Source organism: Pseudomonas sp. KBN10P06128 (assembly GCF_037574945.1).
GTDB classification, from domain to species: Bacteria; Pseudomonadota; Gammaproteobacteria; order Pseudomonadales; family Pseudomonadaceae; genus Pseudomonas; species Pseudomonas aeruginosa.
The window spans coordinates 3637989-3653807 of the sequence record NZ_JBBELR010000001.1 but is presented as its reverse complement, the minus strand read 5'-3'; the positions used below and the strand labels follow the sequence as shown (position 1 = coordinate 3653807).

Here is a 15819-nt window from a genome sequence, read left to right as displayed (position 1 = left end):
GCCAGGCGCGCTTCAGCCCAGCGTGGCGATCACCCGTGGCGCGACGAAGTCGATGAAGGCGCGCAGCTTGGGCGAGACCTGGCGGCCGGACGGCCAGAGCAGGAAGAATCGCGCGCGGCGCTCGCAGAAGGTGTCGAGGACGCTGACCAGGCGCCCTTCGCGTAGCGCCTCGCGGATCGAGAAGTCCGGCAGGCAGGCGATGCCCTGGTCGCGCAGGGCGAAGCAGACGCGGGTCTCGATGTTGTTGCAGACCATTGACACCGGGATCTGCGGCGGGGCTTCGCCGTCCGCGCGGCGCAGCGGCCATTCCTCGAGGCGGCCGGTGTTGGAGAAGCGGTAGTGCAGGCAGGTGTGCCGCAGCAGGTCTTCCGGGCAGCGTGGCGTGCCGTGGCGGGCGAAGTAGGTCGGCGAGCCGACCAGCTTCAACTGGAACTCGCCCAGTTCGCGCATGGACAGCCGCGAATCCACCGGCTGGCCGGTGCGCAGGACCACGTCGAAGCCTTCGTCGACGACATCCACCACGCGATCGCTGAAGTCGAGGTCTAGCTCGATGTCCGGATAGGCCTGCATGAAATCGGCGAGCGCCGGCAGGACCAGCCCGCTGACCAGCGGCAGGCTGACCCGCAGGCGCCCGCGCGGGGTCTCGCGGCTTTGCGACAGCTCCAGCTCGGTGGCTTCGATCTCGGCCAGGATGCGCCGGCTGCGCTCGAGGAACAGGCTGCCTTCGGCGGTCAGGGTGATGCTGCGGGTGCTGCGGTGGAACAGGCGCACGCCGAGCTTCTCTTCCAGGCGGGCGACCCGCTTGCCCACCGCCGAGGCGCTGACCCCGAGGGTCCGGGCGGCGCCGACGATGCTGCGGGTCTCGGCGACGCGGACGAAGACGGTGAAACCGCTGAGGCTGTCCATGCAAGGCTCCGATTACGGACATCAAGGTCCGGATAGAGCGGAACTCTATCCGTCTTTTTCCGCTTTTGCAGCGCTCTTAGCCTGTCCGCATCCTTCATCGTCCGCGGAGAGTCCTGCATGTCAGGTTTCGAACGAGGGCCAGGGCGCAGCCTGGCGGAACATGTCGATCAGGCGATCGAGGCGGCATTCGCCGACCAGCGCCTGGTGGGAGCGGTGGTACTGGTGGCGCACCGGGGGCAGTGGCTCTATCGACGGGCTGCCGGCCTGGCCGACCGCGAGGCCGGCCGGACAATGGGCGAGGACAGCCTGTTCCGCCTGGCCTCGGTGAGCAAGCCGATCGTCAGCGTCGCCGCCCTGAGCCTGGTGGACGAGGGCCGGCTGGCCCTCGATGAGCCGATCGCCGACTGGTTGCCGGCGTTCCGTCCGCGCCTGGCCGACGGCCGCGAGGCGCGCATCACGCCGCGGCAGTTGCTGAGCCACAGCGCCGGCCTCGGTTATCGCTTCCTCGAAGCCGACGCAGACGGCCCCTATGCCCGCGCCGGGATTTCCGACGGCATGGACCTGCCGGGCTTCGACCTGGCCGAGAATCTCCGTCGCCTGGCCTCCGTGCCCTTGCTCTACGAGCCCGGCCGCGCCTGGGGCTATTCGCTGGCCACCGACGTGCTCGGCGCGCTGGTGGCGCGGGTCGACGGGCGGCCGCTGGCGGAAGCGCTGCGGCAGCGGGTCGGGATTCCAGCCGGCATGCGCGACAGCGGCTTCCTCTGCGCCGACGCGCAACGCCTGGCGGCGGTCTACGTCAGCGACCGGCCACGCCCGCGGCGGATGGCCGAGCGGGAGACCGTCACGCCGTTCGAGGACTGCGTCGGCATTCGCTTCGAGCCGCGTCGGGCCTTCGAGCCGTCTGCCTATGCGTCTGGCGGGGCGGGGATGATCGGCAGCGCCGGCGACGTGCTGCGCCTTCTGGAGGTCCTTCGCCAGGGCGGCGCGCCGTTGCTGACGCCTGGCCTGGTGGAGGAAATGGGCCGCGACCAGGTACCCGGCCTGGAACTGCCGGCCAATCCCGGTTTCGGCTTCGGTCTGGGCTTCTCCGTGCTGCGTGACCCGGCCATCGCGCAATCGCCGGAGTCTCCCGGCACCTGGCGCTGGGGAGGCGCCTACGGGCATTCCTGGTTCGTCGACCGGGCCCGCGAACTGTCGGTGGTGGCGCTCACCAACACCCTGTTCGAGGGCATGTCGGGACGCTTCGTCAACGACCTGCGCGACGCCGTCTACCGTTCCGCGGAGCTGCGCTGATGGGACGCCGCGAAGCATTTCCGGAGAACGCCGGGGCCGCTGCGTCGGCCGTGGCGCCGCGGCTGCCGCTGAGCGCGTTGCTGGCGATGGCGATGTCCGGCTTCGTCGCCATTCTCAGCGAAACCCTGCCGGCCGGCCTGCTGCCGCAAATCGGCGCGGGGCTGGCGGTCAGCGAGGCGCTGGCCGGGCAGTTGGTCAGCGTCTATGCCCTGGGTTCGCTACTGGCCGCGTTGCCGGCGGCGAGCCTGACCCAGGGCTGGCGGCGGCGCCGGGTGCTGCTGCTGGCGCTGCTGATCTTCTTCGTCTGCAACAGCTTCACCGCCGTTTCCTCGGATTACCGCCTGATCCTGCTGGCGCGCTTCGGCAGCGGCGTCGCCGCCGGCCTCGCCTGGGGCCTGCTGGCCGGCTACGCGCGGCGCCTGGTGCCGCCGGAGCAGCAAGGGCGGGCGCTGGCGGTGGCCATGCTCGGTGCGCCGCTGGCGTTGTCGCTCGGCGTTCCGCTGGGCACCTGGCTGGGCGGCCTGCTCGGCTGGCGCTGGGCCTTCGGCCTGTTGTCGCTGATCGCGCTGTTGCTGGTCGGCTGGGTGCTGCACAGCGTGCCGGACTTCCCTGGCCAGCCGGCCGGGCGGCGCCTGCGCCTGCTCGGGGTGCTGCGCACGCCGGGCGTGCGTCCGGTATTGCTGGTGATCGTCGCCTGGGTGCTGGCGCACAACATCCTCTACACCTATATCGCGCCGTTCCTCGCCAAGGTCGGCCTGGGCGCCTCGGTGGACCTGGCCCTGCTGGTATTCGGCAGCGCCGCGGTGGCGGGAATCTGGCTGGTCGGCGCGCTGGTCGACCGGCACCTGCGGCGGATGGTCCTGGCCAGCCTGGCGCTGTTCGCCGTGGCGGCGCTGGCGCTGTGCCTGGGCGCTCGCTGGAGCTGGCTGGCGTTCGCCGGCCTGGCCCTCTGGGGACTGACGTTCGGTGGCGCGGCGACGCTGCTGCAGACCGCCTCGGCGGACGCCGCCGGGGAGGGCGCCGACCTGGCCCAGTCGATGATCGTGGTGGCCTGGAACCTGGCCATCGCCGGCGGCGGAGCGTTGGGCGGCATGGTGTTGCAGCGCTGGGGCAGCGAGATGCTGCCCTGGACCCTGCTGCCGCTGATCGGCCTGGCCGCGGCGCTGGCCTGGGGCAATGCCGCGCACGCGTTCCGCGTCGGCCCGCGCGGTTTCCCCAGGGCATCGTCCGAACGCCGGAAAGCGGCGGAATAGAGGGGCGGCGCCGGGCGAGGCAAAAAACGCGACGGGTCTTAGAACGTTTATTCACTTGGGTTATTTGGATAGGCCCGATTCGAATATCCATCGCGTCGAAATACCTGTCGCGACGATGCTCTCCTCCGTCATGCAGCGGAATCCGCTGTCATTGCGCCGAACGCCTTCGCTGCCTCGCCGGTAGCCGCCATGCAGCGCCCGGCGCGGCTGTTGCACCGGCATCTTGCCGGTGCGCCGGCGCTGCCTAGAATCGGCCCCAGTCGCACTTACCCCCGCTTCGCCTACAGGAGTTACCGCCATGATGAATGCCATGCAGATGCCGATGAACATGAATGCCGCCATGCCGATGATGCCCATGATGGGCATGCCGATGATGATGGCGAGCATGCAGTGCGAAACGATGGACGACGGCATGCTGTGCAAGATGATGCCGGCGATGGGCATGGACATGGGCCAGTTCCGCAACAGCGCCGAGATGATGGCGATGATGATGAACTGCGGCATGCCCATGATGATGCAGTGCGGCAACCTGGCGATGATGGGCATGTCCCAGGCCTGCATGGCGATGATGCCGACGATGGGCATGGGGATGGGCATGCCGATGATGGGCATGGCTCCGATGAAGTGCATGATGGAGTGCTCCATGCAGGGCGACGCCCTGCATTGCAGGATGATGCCGATGCAGGGCATGGACATGGAGATGTTCAAGAATTGCTGCATGCTGATGGCGAAGATGATGGAGTGCGGCATGCCGATGATGATGAGTTGCAACGGCATGCCGATGATGTGCTGCACCTGCTGATCCGTCGCCGGATGGAAAAGGCCCGCCCGGGATGACCGGGCGGGCCTTTCTTCGTCCATGGCAGCAAGGCCGGGGGTCAGTCCAGGCGCTCCGGGTAGGTCATCACCAGGTACGCCAGCGCTTCGCTATCGGCGGGATTGCGGTAGCTGTGCGGCTGGTCGGCGTAGAACAGGATCGAGTCGCCGGTGGCGAGCAGGAAGCGCTCTTCGTTGACCCGCACTTCCAGTACCCCTTGCGCCACCACCAGGTTCTCCTGGGTGCCGGGGGCGTGGGCCTCGGCGTCTTCCTGGCCGAGGCCGCGCAGGCGCAGTTCGTAGAACTCCACCTGGCGCGCCACATCGAAGGGGAACAGCGCGCGGCTGGTGAAGGCGCCGTCGGCGCTGACCAGGCGCTTGCTCTGTTGCGCCGGCAGCACGGCGACGCCGGCGAAGGCGCGATCGTCGAGGAAGGCTGCCACCGACACCTTGAGGCCCTGGGCGATCTTGCACAGCACCTTGATCGACGGCACGCTGCGCCCGGACTCGATCTGCGCCAGCATCGCCCGGCTGACGCCGGAAATCCGCGCCAGGGCGTCCAGCGAGAGATTGCGCTTGCCGCGCAGGCGCAGCAGGTTGTGGGCGACGCGCTGGCCAATCAGATCATCGGGTTCAGTATGCACGCCGGCGGCCAGTTCCAGGTGGGCGACGCCATCGCTGGCGGGCAGGTTCATCGGTCAGGCCCGGCGGCTGCGCTCGTCGTGCCTGGCTGGCGGTTGCGGCACGGCGTAGCCGGCCCGCCAGGCGTACACCGCCCACATCATTTCGCCCAGGCGGCGTGCCTGGCGGCGCGAGCGGTAGCGGGCGAAATCGATGACGTTGTCGGTGCGGTCCATGAGGCATTCCTCGGGCGGCGGGTTCGATGGCAGCCAGACTATCCCTTCGCCGCTTAGAGCCATAAATACTAAGTTTTTATTTATTAATTCATTTTTGTGCTTACAAGGAACGCCGAACCGTACCGAGCAGCATATTTATATTCTTTAAAGGTATTTAAATTAATTTTCTTATTCCAATAAATTAAAGACTCTCGCGTACCTGCCGACCAATCGGCGCGCCGCACCGAATCCATGCCGCCTCGCGCGGTATCTCGTGCCCGGCGTGTCCGGGCTTGCGTGGGAGTCAGCGATGTCCGTTTCCCTTCCGGCGCCAGCGCGCGCCGACGTTCCCTTGCAGATCCGTGCCCTCGATGCCGCGTTCGGCGCCGAGGTGCTCGGCCTCGACCTCGGGTTGCCCCTGGCCGCCGAGGACTTCCGCCGTATCCATCGGGCGCACCTGGACCACCATGTGCTGGTGTTCCGCGAGCAGCGCATCACCCCGGCGCAGCAGATCGCCTTCAGCCGGCGCTTCGGTGAGTTGCAGATCCATGTGCTGAAGCAGTTCCTGCTCCCAGGGCATCCGGAGATCCTCATCGTTTCCAACATCGTCGAGAACGGCCAGCCCGTCGGTCTCGGCGATGCCGGCAAGTTCTGGCACTCCGACCTTTCCTATAAGGAGCTGCCGAGCCTCGGCTCGATGCTGCATGCCCAGGAGCTGCCGAAGGAGGGCGGCGATACTCTGTTCGCCGACATGCACAAGGCCTGGGACAGCTTGCCGGAGGCCCTGCGCAAGGCGATCGAGGGACGCACGGCGGCGCATTCCTATACCGCCCGCTACAGCGAACCGCGCTTCGAGGGCAACTGGCGGCCGACCCTGAGCGCCGCCCAGCTCGCCGAGGTGCGCGAAGTGGTCCATCCGATCGTGCGCACCCACCCGGAAAGCGGGCGCAAGGCGCTGTTCGTCAGCGAAGGTTTCACCACCCGCATCGTCGGCCTGCCGGCCGACGAGAGCGCCCAACTGCTCGCCGAGCTGTATGCGCACAGCGTGCGCCCCGAGCACATCTACCGGCATCGCTGGCAGGCGCATGACCTGGTGTTCTGGGACAACCGCTCGCTGATCCATCTCGCCGGCGGTTGCCCGGCCCACCTGCGGCGCAAGCTCTACCGCACCACCATCCAGGGCGACGCGCCGTTCTGACGACGGCGCGCGCTTCCCCCTTTTCGCCAGGAGCGTTTCCATGAACCGCATTCCCCGTTTCACCCGCCTGGTCGCCGCGCTCGGCCTGGGCCTGAGCCTCGCCACCACGCTGCTGGCCAGCCGGCCGGCGCAGGCCGAGGGCGAGATCCGCATCGCCGAGCAGTTCGGCATCGTCTACCTGCTGCTCAACGTGGTCCGCGACCAGCGCCTGATCGAAAAGCACGGCCAGGCCGAGGGCCTGCAAATCAAGGTCGACTGGACCCAACTGTCCGGCGGCGCGGCGGTCAACGATGCACTGCTGTCCGGGGCGATCGATATCGCCGGTGCCGGCGTCGGTCCGCTGCTGACCATCTGGGACCGTACCCGCGGGCGCCAGAACGTCAAGGCGGTGGCCTCGCTGGGCAACTTCCCCTACTACCTGCTGAGCAACGACCCGCGGGTCAGGAGCATCGCCGACTTCGGCGCCGGGGATCGCATCGCCGTGCCGGCGGTGGGGGTTTCGGTGCAGTCGCGCTTCCTCCAGTACGCCGCGGCGAAGCAGTGGGGCGACAAGCAGTTCGACCGCCTCGACAAGTACACCGTGGCGCTGCCGCACCCGGACGCCACCGCCGCGCTGGTGGCCGGCGGCACCGAGCTGACCGGGCATTTCTCCAACCCGCCGTTCCAGGACCAGGCGCTGGCCAACCCGAAGGTCCACGTGGTGCTCGACAGCTACGAGCTGTTGGGGCCGAATTCGCCGACCGTGCTGTTCGCCACGGAGAAGTTCCGCCAGGACAACCCGAAGACCTACCGGGCCTTCGTCGAGGCGCTGAAGGAAGCGGCGGCCTTCGCCCAGAACGACAAGGCGGCGGCCGCCGACACCTATATCCGGGTGACCGGGGCGAAGATCGATCGCGCCGCGCTGCTGAAGATCATCGCCAATCCGCAGGTGGAGTTCAGCGTCACGCCGAAGAACACCTATCCGCTGGCGGAGTTCCTCTACCGGGTCGGTGCGATCCGCAACAAGCCGGCCTCCTGGCAGGACTATTTCTTCCAGGACGGCGCGCCGTTGCAGGGGAGTTGAGACGCCGATGAACGCTGCCTCCCGCCAACCTTCCACGCTCCCCGCCGACGCCCTGCTGGCGGTGGACGGAGTCAGCCTCGAATACCGCACCCGCTCGCGCGTGGTGCGGGCCACCCAGCGGGTCAGCTTCGAAGTCGACCCGGCCGATCGCTTCGTCCTGCTCGGCCCGTCCGGCTGCGGCAAGTCGACCCTGCTCAAGGCGGTGGCTGGCTTCATCACGCCCAGCGAGGGCGAGATCCGCCTTCAGGGACAGGCGGTCAGGGCGCCCGGCCCCGACCGTATCGTGGTGTTCCAGGAGTTCGACCAGTTGCCGCCATGGAAGACCGTACGGCAGAACGTGCTGTTTCCCTTGCGGGTGTCCGGCCAGGTGGCGCGCGACGAGGCCGAGCGACGCGCCGACGAATGCCTCGAGAAGGTCGGCCTGGCGGGCTTCGCCGAGGCCTACCCGCACACGCTGTCCGGGGGCATGAAGGCGCGGGTGGCGATCGCCCGGGCGCTGGCGATGCAGCCGAAGATCCTGCTGATGGACGAGCCGTTCGCCGCGCTGGACGCGCTGACCCGGCGAAAGATGCAGGAAGAGCTGCTGCGCCTGTGGGAAGAGGTGCGTTTCACCCTGCTGTTCGTCACCCATTCCATCGAGGAGGCGTTGGTGGTGGGCAACCGCATCCTGCTGCTGTCGCCGCACCCGGGGCGGGTCCGGGCCGAAGTGCACGGCCACCCGTTCGGGCTGCACAGCCTGGGCGGCGAAGCGCTGCAAGCCGCGGCGCGACGCATCCACCGCTTGCTGTTCGACGAGGGCGGCGAACCGACGGCGGCCGAGACGCTCGACTTCGCCGATATCCGGCTGGCCCACTGAGCAGAGGAACCGATCGATGAGTCGAGTCACGCGCGTCCGCGAAGAATACGAAATCCAGCTCGAACCCCTGCTGGAGGTCCCCCTGGAGCGGCGCCTGCCCCTGGGCCAGCGTCTCTGGCAACAGGGCTGGCTGCGCAAGGGGCTGATCCTGGCGCTGCTGGCGCTGGCCTGGGAGCTGGCGGCGCGGGTCCAGGGCAACGACCTGCTGCTGCCAGGCTTCCTGCAGACGGCCAGGGCCCTCGGCGAGGGCCTGGCCAGCGGCGAACTGCCGGCCAAGGCGGGGATCTCCCTGCTGGTGCTGTTCAAGGGCTACCTGCTGGGGATCGTCCTGGCCTTCGTTCTGACCAGCCTGGCGGTCTCCACGCAGTTGGGCCGCGACCTGCTCGGGACCCTCACGGCGATGTTCAACCCGCTGCCTGCGATCGCGCTGCTGCCGCTGGCGCTGCTCTGGTTCGGCCTGGGCCAGAGCAGCCTGATCTTCGTGCTGGTGCATTCGGTGCTCTGGGCGCTGGCGCTGAACACCTATGCCGGTTTCCTCGGTGTCTCGGAGACCCTGCGCATGGCCGGGCGCAACTACGGCCTGCGCGGCCTGCGCTTCGTCCTGCTGATCCTGGTGCCGGCGGCGCTGCCGTCGATTCTCGCCGGGCTGAAGATCGGCTGGGCCTTCGCCTGGCGCACGCTGATCGCCGCGGAACTGGTGTTCGGCGCGAGCAGCGGCAAGGGCGGGCTCGGCTGGTACATTTTCCAGAACCGCAACGAGCTGTACACCGACAAGGTATTCGCCGGCCTGGCGGTGGTGGTGCTGATCGGCCTGCTGGTGGAGAACCTGGTGTTCGGCAGCATCGAGCGCCTCACGGTGAAGCGCTGGGGAGTGCAACGCTAGGGCGGCGGACGGGTGGAGTGTTACGGCAACTTTCTCGGCAACTGTTGCGCTGGCGCGGCGGCAAAGCGGAGTAACGTCTTGCCCGCACCCACTTCAAAGGATGGAACGAATGTCGCTCTCCGTGGATCTGCTGCTGGCGTTCTCCCTGTTCGCCTTCGTCACCTCCGTCACGCCCGGTCCGAACAACACCATGTTGCTGGCCTCGGGGGTCAACTTCGGTTTCGTCCGCTCCATCCCGCACATCCTCGGGATCAGTTGCGGCTTCTTCATCATGGTGATGGCGGTGGGCTTCGGCTTGGGCACGGTGTTCGAGGCCTACCCGGTGCTGTACACCATCCTGCGCTACGTCGGCGCGGCCTACCTGCTGTACCTGGCCTGGAAGATCGCCACCTCCGGCCCGGCCGGCAACGACCCGGAGGGACGTGGCAAGCCGTTGAGCTACTGGGGCGCGGCGGCGTTCCAGTGGGTCAACCCGAAGGCCTGGGTGATGGCGGTCGGCGCCATCAGCACCTACACCCCGTTGCAGGGCTACTTCACCAACGTGGTGGTGATCTCGACGGTCTTCGCCCTGATCAACGCGCCGACCATCGGAATCTGGGCCGGTTTCGGCAGCATGCTGCGCAACGTGCTGCGCGATCCGCGCTGGCTGCGGGTGTTCAACGTAGGGATGGCGCTGCTGTTGGTCGCGTCGCTGTACCCGATCCTGGCGGAAAATCATTCGGCCTGACCTGTCACCACCCTATCAGTTGTATTAGCTCGTAACTCGTCGCCATTTCGTGAAGAGTTTTTCGCTCGGTGCCCAGCCTCGGAAGGGGGAGAGCGATGCAGGAGCGACATGGCTTACCGTTACGCAGCTTTTCGTCGGGCAAGGCGCTGACCGCGGGACGCGCAGCGCGCCCGGAGGTTGCGCAGGAGCGACGCTACCTGCAAGGCGCCCCGCTGGGGCTGGAACTGCCGGGGCGGATCGCCTTGCGCGACCCGCATTGCGCCTGGCAATGGTTCGAGCCGGAGGCGGCCGCGCAAGCGTTCCCGGCGGCGCACTGGCTGGCGGCGTTCCTGGTACTGCTGGGACGCTACGGCAACGAAGAGATCACCCTGGGTTTTCCCGAGCCGATCACGGTGCGCGGGCGGCAGGCGCCCGCGCTGCTACGTTCCGCCTACCGGGCGCTGGAGTCGTCCGCCGAACGTAGCGCGCGGCTGGCGGAAGAACTCGACGATGCCCGGCGGCAGCTCTCCGCCGAGGGCCAGGAGCGCGCCGCCCTGGCCGGGCGCTGCGCGGTCCAGGTGCTGGCGGCGCGGCCGACGGCGAGCAGCCCCGGCTGGCTGGCCCTGGTGCTGGCGGCGGACGGCAGCGTCGGCCTGGCTCTGCGCGATCCCCAGTACGACGGATTGCGGCGCATCGCCGGCCATCTCGCGCGCCTGGCGCGCGGCCTGGTCGACGCCCAGGCCTGCGTCGGCCGGCTGCCCTGGCTGGACGCCGACGAAGAGCGCCGTTTGCAGGCCCTGCGCAGCGAGCCCCAGGCCGCGCCGCCGCGCGGCGTACTTCACCATCTGTTCGAGGCCCAGGCGCGGCGCACGCCGCAGCGCATCGCCGTGCACGCCGCCGACCGCAGCCTCAGCTATGCCGAGCTGGAGCGCGAAAGCGCCGCGCTCGCCGCGCGCCTGCGCGCCGCCGGGGTGGCTCCGGAGCAGCGGGTCGGGGTCTGCCTGCGGCGCGACAGCGGCCTGCTGGTCGGCCTGCTCGGCGTGCTCCGCGCCGGCGGTTGCTACGTCCCGCTGGACCCGGCCTACCCGGAGGAACGGGTGGCCTACATGCTCGACGACGCCGACTGCCTGCTGGTGCTGGTCGACGCCAGCACCCACGAGCGGGTCGCCGCGCTGGGCCGGCCATGCCTGGCGCTGGAGGAGGGCGGCGACCAGGCGAACGACCTGGCGCTGCCCGCGAGCGAGGTCGGCGCCGAGCACCTCGCCTACATCATCTATACCTCCGGATCCACCGGACGCCCCAAGGGCGTCGCCATCGAGCACGGCAGCGCCCATGCCTTCCTGCGCTGGGCCGGCCAGCACTACGCCGCCGAAGAATGGAGCGGGGTACTGGCGGCGACCTCGGTGTGCTTCGACCTGTCGGTCTACGAGCTGTTCGGCACCCTGGCCGAAGGCGGCACGCTGCACCTGGTGGAGAACCTGTTCAGCCTGCCGGACTACCCGCGCCGCGACGAGATCAGCCTGCTCAATACCGTGCCCTCGGTGTGCGCCGCGCTGCTCGCCCTCGGCGACCTGCCGGGCGGGGTGCGCACGCTGAACCTGGCCGGCGAACCGCTGCGCAGCCACCTGGTGCGACAGATTCGTGGCCAACCCCAGGTACGGCGCCTGGTCAATCTCTACGGGCCGACCGAGGACACCACCTATTCGACGGTGCACGAACTGGACCTGCACGCCGAAGCGCTCGACGAGCCGCCCATCGGCCGACCGCTGCCCGGCACCACGGTGGAGGTGCTCGACGGCTTCGAGGCGCCGCTGCCGCTGGGCGTGGCCGGGGAGCTGTACCTCGGCGGCATCGGCCTGGCGCGTGGCTATTTCGGCAAGCCGGAGCAGACCGCCGAGCGTTTCCGCGTCGATCCGGGCAGCGGCGAGCGCCGCTATCGCACCGGCGACCGCGTACGCATGCGCGAGGACGGCGTGCTGGAACACCTCGGCCGGCTCGACGACCAGGTCAAGTTCAACGGCTTCCGCATCGAGCTGGGCGAGATCGCCTCGTGCCTGGCGAGTTTTCCCGGGGTGAGCGAAGCCTGCGCCATGCTCACCGAGGACAGCGCCGGCCTGCGTCGGCTGGTCGGCTACCTGGCGGCGCCGTTCGCCCCGCCGCTCCAGGCGCTGAACGAGCACCTTGGGCAAAGCCTGCCGCACTACATGTTGCCGTCGGCGTTCGTGGTCCTGGCGGAGCTGCCCAAGACGCTCAACGGCAAGATCGACCGCAAGGCCCTGCCGCGTCCCCAGGCGACCGACGCCGAGCCGCAGGCGCTGCCCGGCGATCCGCTGGAACAGGCGCTGCACCAGGCCTGGCAGGCGCAGCTTGGCGCGCCGCCGCGCGCCGGGCAGGGTTTCTACGCCGCCGGCGGCGATTCCCTGCGGGCGGTGCACCTGCTCGCGACGCTGCGCCAGCGACTGTCCCGCCGCGTACCGTTGCAGGCGTTCGCCGGCGGCCCGGCGACCCCCGAGGCCCTGCTGGAACTGCTGCGCCAGGCCGCGCCCGAGGGCGACGAGCCGGAGCCGAGCGCCGGCGCCGCCGGGCTGAGCCTCGCCGAACGGCGCCTGTGGGTGGCCCAGCAACTGGCGCCGGAGGACACCTCCTACAACCTGCTGGCCCACCTGCGCATAGTCGGCGCCACGGCCGACGCCATCGAACAGGCCTTGCGCCAGTTGCTGGAACGGCATGTGGCGCTGCGCCGGCGTGTCGAAACGGGCGTCGACGGGCCGCAGCCGCATGCGCTGGCGGCGCATGCGGTGCCGCTGCAACGCCTGCTGGCGAGCGACGCCGCCCACGCCGAGCGGCTGCTGGAGGATGGCGTGCGCCGTGAGGGCGCGCGAGTCTTCGACCTCGCCCATGAGGCGCCGGCGCGCCTGCTGCTGGTCGTCACCCGCGACAGCGCGCGCGCCGACCTCCTGCTCAGCGTCCATCACTACGCCTTCGACGATGTGTCGCTGGCGGTCTTCGCCGCGGAGCTGAAGACGCTGCTCGATGGCGGCCGCCTGGCCGCGCTCGCCAGCACGCCGGAACAGGTCGCCGCCCGCGAGCGCGCGGCGTTGGCCTCGGGCCGCCTGGAGCGCGTCGCCGAGCGCTGGGCGGAGCGTCTGTTGCCGCTGGCGAAGGCTCCCGGCGCCGCGGCGGCGCGCCGGGAGGAGCGCGGCGGGCGCGCCGGCCAGCGCCTTGCCCTGCCAGTTTCCGCCGCCGCCCATGCCGCCTGCCGGACGCTGGCCGAACGCGCCTCGGTAAGCCCGTTCAGCGCTGCGCTGCAAGCCTTCGCCGAAGTGCTCGGCGCCGAACTGGGCGTCGACGACCTGCTCGTCGGCGTGGCCCTGGCCGGGCGTTCGCGCCTGGAAATGCAGGGGCTGGTCGGCTGCTTCGTCAACCTCCTGCCGCTGGCGGTCGGCCTGCGTCCGGGGCAGTCCGCGGAGTGGCGCCTGCGCCAGGTCGGCCATGACCTGCTGGAACTGCTCGAACACCAGGACGTGCCCCTCGAATGCGTGACCCAGGCCCTGCGCCAGCGCGGCGCCAGCGGCCTGCCGATCCGCATCGCCTGCGGCGCGCACAACGGTCGGGCGGCCCCGGCGGTGGATGCCGGGGTGCGCGTCGAAGCCGACTTCATCCCGGTGCCCGGCGCGCGCCTGGACCTGACGCTCTGGCTGGAAGACCAGCCGCAGGGCTGGCTGGCGGTCTGGACCGGGGCCAGCGCGATCTTCGACCTGCACCGCATCGAGCGCCTGCACCAGGCCTGGGAGCGGCGCCTGCTGGCGAACGCCGGCGAACCTACCTCGAAACGCATGTCGCCGGAGGGCTGCAACGCTTCCTGACGACTCGAGTCCCCCACGGAGAACAGCGATGGAACGAACAGCTCCCAGTCTCACCGGTCGCGGCTTCGCCCGGCCGCGCAATCTCACCCCGCGCAGCAGCGAGGCGTTGGTGCGGCGCCCGGCGGCGGAGCGCGACGGCCTGCCGCTGCTGATCGAGGCACAGGCTCCCGGCCTGTCCCTGGCCGACTGGATTCGCGAGCAGGGCCAGTCCCTGCACGACGACCTGAATCTGGCTGGCGGCCTGTTGCTGAGAGGCTTCGAGGTCGACTCGGCAGAGCGCTTCCGCGCCGCCGCCGCCGCCTTCGCTCCGCAACTGCTCGACTACAAGGAGCGTTCCTCGCCGCGCAGCCAGGTCAGCGGCGAGGTCTACACCTCCACCGAGCATCCGCTGGACCAGCCGATCTTCCTGCATAACGAGCAGTCCTATACCGCCGACTGGCCGCTGTACATCATGTTCCATTGCCAGGTGGCGCCGCTCGAAGGCGGCGCCACCCCGGTGGCGGCCAACCGGTTGGTGCTCCGCCACCTGCCGGACGAATTGCTGGAGCGCTTCGAGCGCCTGGGCATCCTCTACGTGCGCAACTACCGCGCTGGCCTCGGCCTGTCCTGGCGCGAAGCGTTCCAGACCGACAGCCGCGCCGAGGTCGAGGCGTTCTGCGCTGAGCACCGGATCGCCCATGCCTGGATCGGCGACGAGCACCTGCGCACCTGGCAGAGGCGCGCGGCGTTCCAGCGCCACCCGCATACCGGCGAGCGCCTGTGGTTCAACCACGGCATGTTCTTCCATGCCAGCAGTCTCGAGCCGGGCCTGCGCGATGCGCTGTTGCGCAGCGTCGCCGAGGAAGACCTGCCGTACCAGACCTACTACGGCGATGGCAGCCCGATCGAGGCGCAGACCCTGGCGACCATCCGCAGCGCCATAGACCGCGAGACGCGGCGCTTCGACTGGCGCGTGGGCGACGTGCTGATCCTCGACAACATGCTCGCCCAGCACGGCCGCGAGCCGTTCCGCGGGCCGCGCCGGATCCTCACCATCATGTCCACGCCGTATTCCGGCCTGGCCTCCGCCGATGTCCCGCCGACACCTTCGCGCCTGGCGCTCGGAGGTGCCGCATGAGCGCCTCGTTCAGCGCGCCGCGCCTGCGCCCCCGGCAGCTCTCGGCCGGCGACCTGGTGGAGGAGAGCCTGCTCGACCCGGCCAACGGCTACCTGCGCATCGTCCGTGCGCGCCAGCCGGGCATGGACCTGCGGCAATGGATCGCCGCCGCCGGCGCAGGGCTGCGCGACAGCCTGCTGCGGCATGGCGGCATCCTGTTCCGTGGCTTCGCGGTGGACGGCGCGGAGGGCTTCTCCCAGGCCGTGCAAGGCTTTTCGCCGAACATGCTCGACTACCTGGAGCGCGCGGCGGCGCGCCAGGAAGTGGCGCACCGGGTGTTCACTTCCACCGAGTTCTCGCCGGATGGCTGGATTCCGCCGCACCACGAAATGTCCTACTCGCACAACTGGCCGAGCTACATCCACTTCTACTGCCAGACGCCGCCCGCCACCCAGGGCCGCACGCCCCTGGCCGACGAGCGCCGGGTCAGCGCCCGGATACCCGAGGCGATCAGGCAGCGCTTCCTCCGCCATGGGGTGTGCTACGTGCGCAACTACGGGCCGGAGATCGACCTGACCTGGCAGGAAGGCTTCCAGACCGACAGCCGCGCCGAGGTCGAGGCCTACTGCCGGCAGACCGGTACCCAATGGACCTGGCTCGACGACCAGCGCCTGAATACCCGCCAGGTGCGCCAGGCGATGGTGCGCCACCCGCTCAGCGGCGAGCCGCTGTGGTTCAACCACGCGCACATGTTCCATGTCTCCAACATGCCGCCGGCCCTGGCCCGGGCCTTGCTCGACGAGGTCGGCGAACAGGGGCTGCCGCGCAACGCCTACTACGGCGACGGCAGCCCGATCGAGGCGGAGGTGCTGGACACCATCCGCGCCGCCTACCGCGAGGAAACCCGCGCGTTCGCCTGGGAGCGCGGCGATGTCCTGATGCTCGACAACTTCATCAGCGTCCACGGCCGCGAGCCGTACACCGGCGAGCGCAAGGTGCTGGTGGCGATGACCGACCTGCATGTCCACCAACCCTGAACCCGTGCGA

General features: G+C 69.6%; 15 protein-coding genes. 11 read left to right on the top strand and 4 right to left on the bottom strand.

From position 1 onward, the window contains the following. Nucleotides 1–12 precede the first annotated feature (12 nt). Entirely contained in the window at nt 13–906 is an 894-nt protein-coding gene (locus VQ065_RS17270; protein WP_003089404.1) for a LysR family transcriptional regulator, read from the bottom strand. Nucleotides 907–1023: 117 nt separating this feature from the next. Here VQ065_RS17270 and VQ065_RS17265 point away from each other — a divergent pair, with 117 nt between their 5' ends. Both VQ065_RS17265 and VQ065_RS17260 read left to right on the top strand, forming a co-directional pair. Next, a complete protein-coding gene (locus tag VQ065_RS17265; protein ID WP_014603828.1) occupies nt 1024–2199 on the top strand; it encodes a serine hydrolase domain-containing protein in 1176 nt (391 codons plus the stop codon). After that, nucleotides 2199–3452, top strand: coding sequence for an MFS transporter (locus VQ065_RS17260; RefSeq protein WP_014603827.1), 1254 nt, complete (start codon nt 2199–2201; stop codon nt 3450–3452). Before VQ065_RS17265 ends, VQ065_RS17260 begins: the two co-directional genes overlap by 1 nt. A gap of 60 nt (nt 3453–3512) precedes the next feature. Here the strand turns inward: VQ065_RS17260 and VQ065_RS17255 are convergent, their stop codons facing one another. Continuing rightward, the gene (locus tag VQ065_RS17255) at nt 3513–3839 is read right to left on the bottom strand and encodes a hypothetical protein (RefSeq protein ID WP_162471440.1); all 327 of its coding nucleotides are present in this window, start codon (nt 3837–3839) and stop codon (nt 3513–3515) included. Here VQ065_RS17255 and VQ065_RS17250 point away from each other — a divergent pair. Beyond that, a complete protein-coding gene (locus VQ065_RS17250) occupies nt 3751–4254 on the top strand; it encodes a hypothetical protein (protein ID WP_003089400.1) in 504 nt (167 codons plus the stop codon). The two genes, VQ065_RS17255 and VQ065_RS17250, sit on opposite strands and share 89 nt — an antisense overlap. Nucleotides 4255–4330: 76 nt before the next feature. Here VQ065_RS17250 and VQ065_RS17245 read toward each other — a convergent pair whose 3' ends face one another. Together VQ065_RS17245 and VQ065_RS17240 are read right to left on the bottom strand one after the other, a co-directional pair. Further along, nucleotides 4331–4912 (bottom strand): helix-turn-helix domain-containing protein, encoded by a 582-nt coding sequence (locus VQ065_RS17245; RefSeq protein WP_003122724.1) that lies wholly within the window; start codon nt 4910–4912, stop codon nt 4331–4333. 54 nt (nt 4913–4966) lie between these two features. Further along, the gene (locus VQ065_RS17240) at nt 4967–5125 is read right to left on the bottom strand and encodes a hypothetical protein (RefSeq protein ID WP_003089396.1); all 159 of its coding nucleotides are present in this window, start codon (nt 5123–5125) and stop codon (nt 4967–4969) included. A gap of 289 nt (nt 5126–5414) precedes the next feature. Between VQ065_RS17240 and VQ065_RS17235 the strand changes: the two genes are divergently transcribed. The 8 genes from VQ065_RS17235 to VQ065_RS17200 all read left to right on the top strand — a co-directional run bounded on the left by VQ065_RS17235 (nt 5415) and on the right by VQ065_RS17200 (nt 15809). Continuing rightward, a complete protein-coding gene (locus VQ065_RS17235) occupies nt 5415–6302 on the top strand; it encodes a TauD/TfdA dioxygenase family protein (protein WP_003089391.1) in 888 nt (295 codons plus the stop codon). 40 nt (nt 6303–6342) lie between these two features. Then, complete coding sequence (locus tag VQ065_RS17230) at nt 6343–7365, top strand: ABC transporter substrate-binding protein (protein ID WP_003089389.1); 1023 nt, start codon at nt 6343–6345, stop codon at nt 7363–7365. 7 nt (nt 7366–7372) lie between these two features. After that, the gene (locus tag VQ065_RS17225; protein WP_003089387.1) at nt 7373–8221 is read left to right on the top strand and encodes an ABC transporter ATP-binding protein; all 849 of its coding nucleotides are present in this window, start codon (nt 7373–7375) and stop codon (nt 8219–8221) included. A 16-nt stretch (nt 8222–8237) separates the two neighbouring features. Next, nucleotides 8238–9104 carry an ABC transporter permease gene (locus VQ065_RS17220; RefSeq protein ID WP_340080437.1) on the top strand — a complete coding sequence of 289 codons (867 nt, stop codon included), beginning with the start codon at nt 8238–8240 and terminating at the stop codon, nt 9102–9104. A 109-nt stretch (nt 9105–9213) separates the two neighbouring features. Then, complete coding sequence (locus VQ065_RS17215; protein WP_003089383.1) at nt 9214–9831, top strand: LysE family translocator; 618 nt, start codon at nt 9214–9216, stop codon at nt 9829–9831. Nucleotides 9832–9926: 95 nt separating this feature from the next. Next, entirely contained in the window at nt 9927–13676 is a 3750-nt protein-coding gene (locus tag VQ065_RS17210; protein ID WP_023098658.1) for a non-ribosomal peptide synthetase, read from the top strand. Nucleotides 13677–13704: 28 nt separating this feature from the next. Beyond that, on the top strand, nt 13705–14793 hold the full coding sequence (locus tag VQ065_RS17205; protein ID WP_003089373.1) for a TauD/TfdA family dioxygenase: 1089 nt from the start codon (nt 13705–13707) through the stop codon (nt 14791–14793). Then, entirely contained in the window at nt 14790–15809 is a 1020-nt protein-coding gene (locus tag VQ065_RS17200; protein WP_003089370.1) for a TauD/TfdA family dioxygenase, read from the top strand. Before VQ065_RS17205 ends, VQ065_RS17200 begins: the two co-directional genes overlap by 4 nt. Nucleotides 15810–15819: the final 10 nt, after the last annotated feature.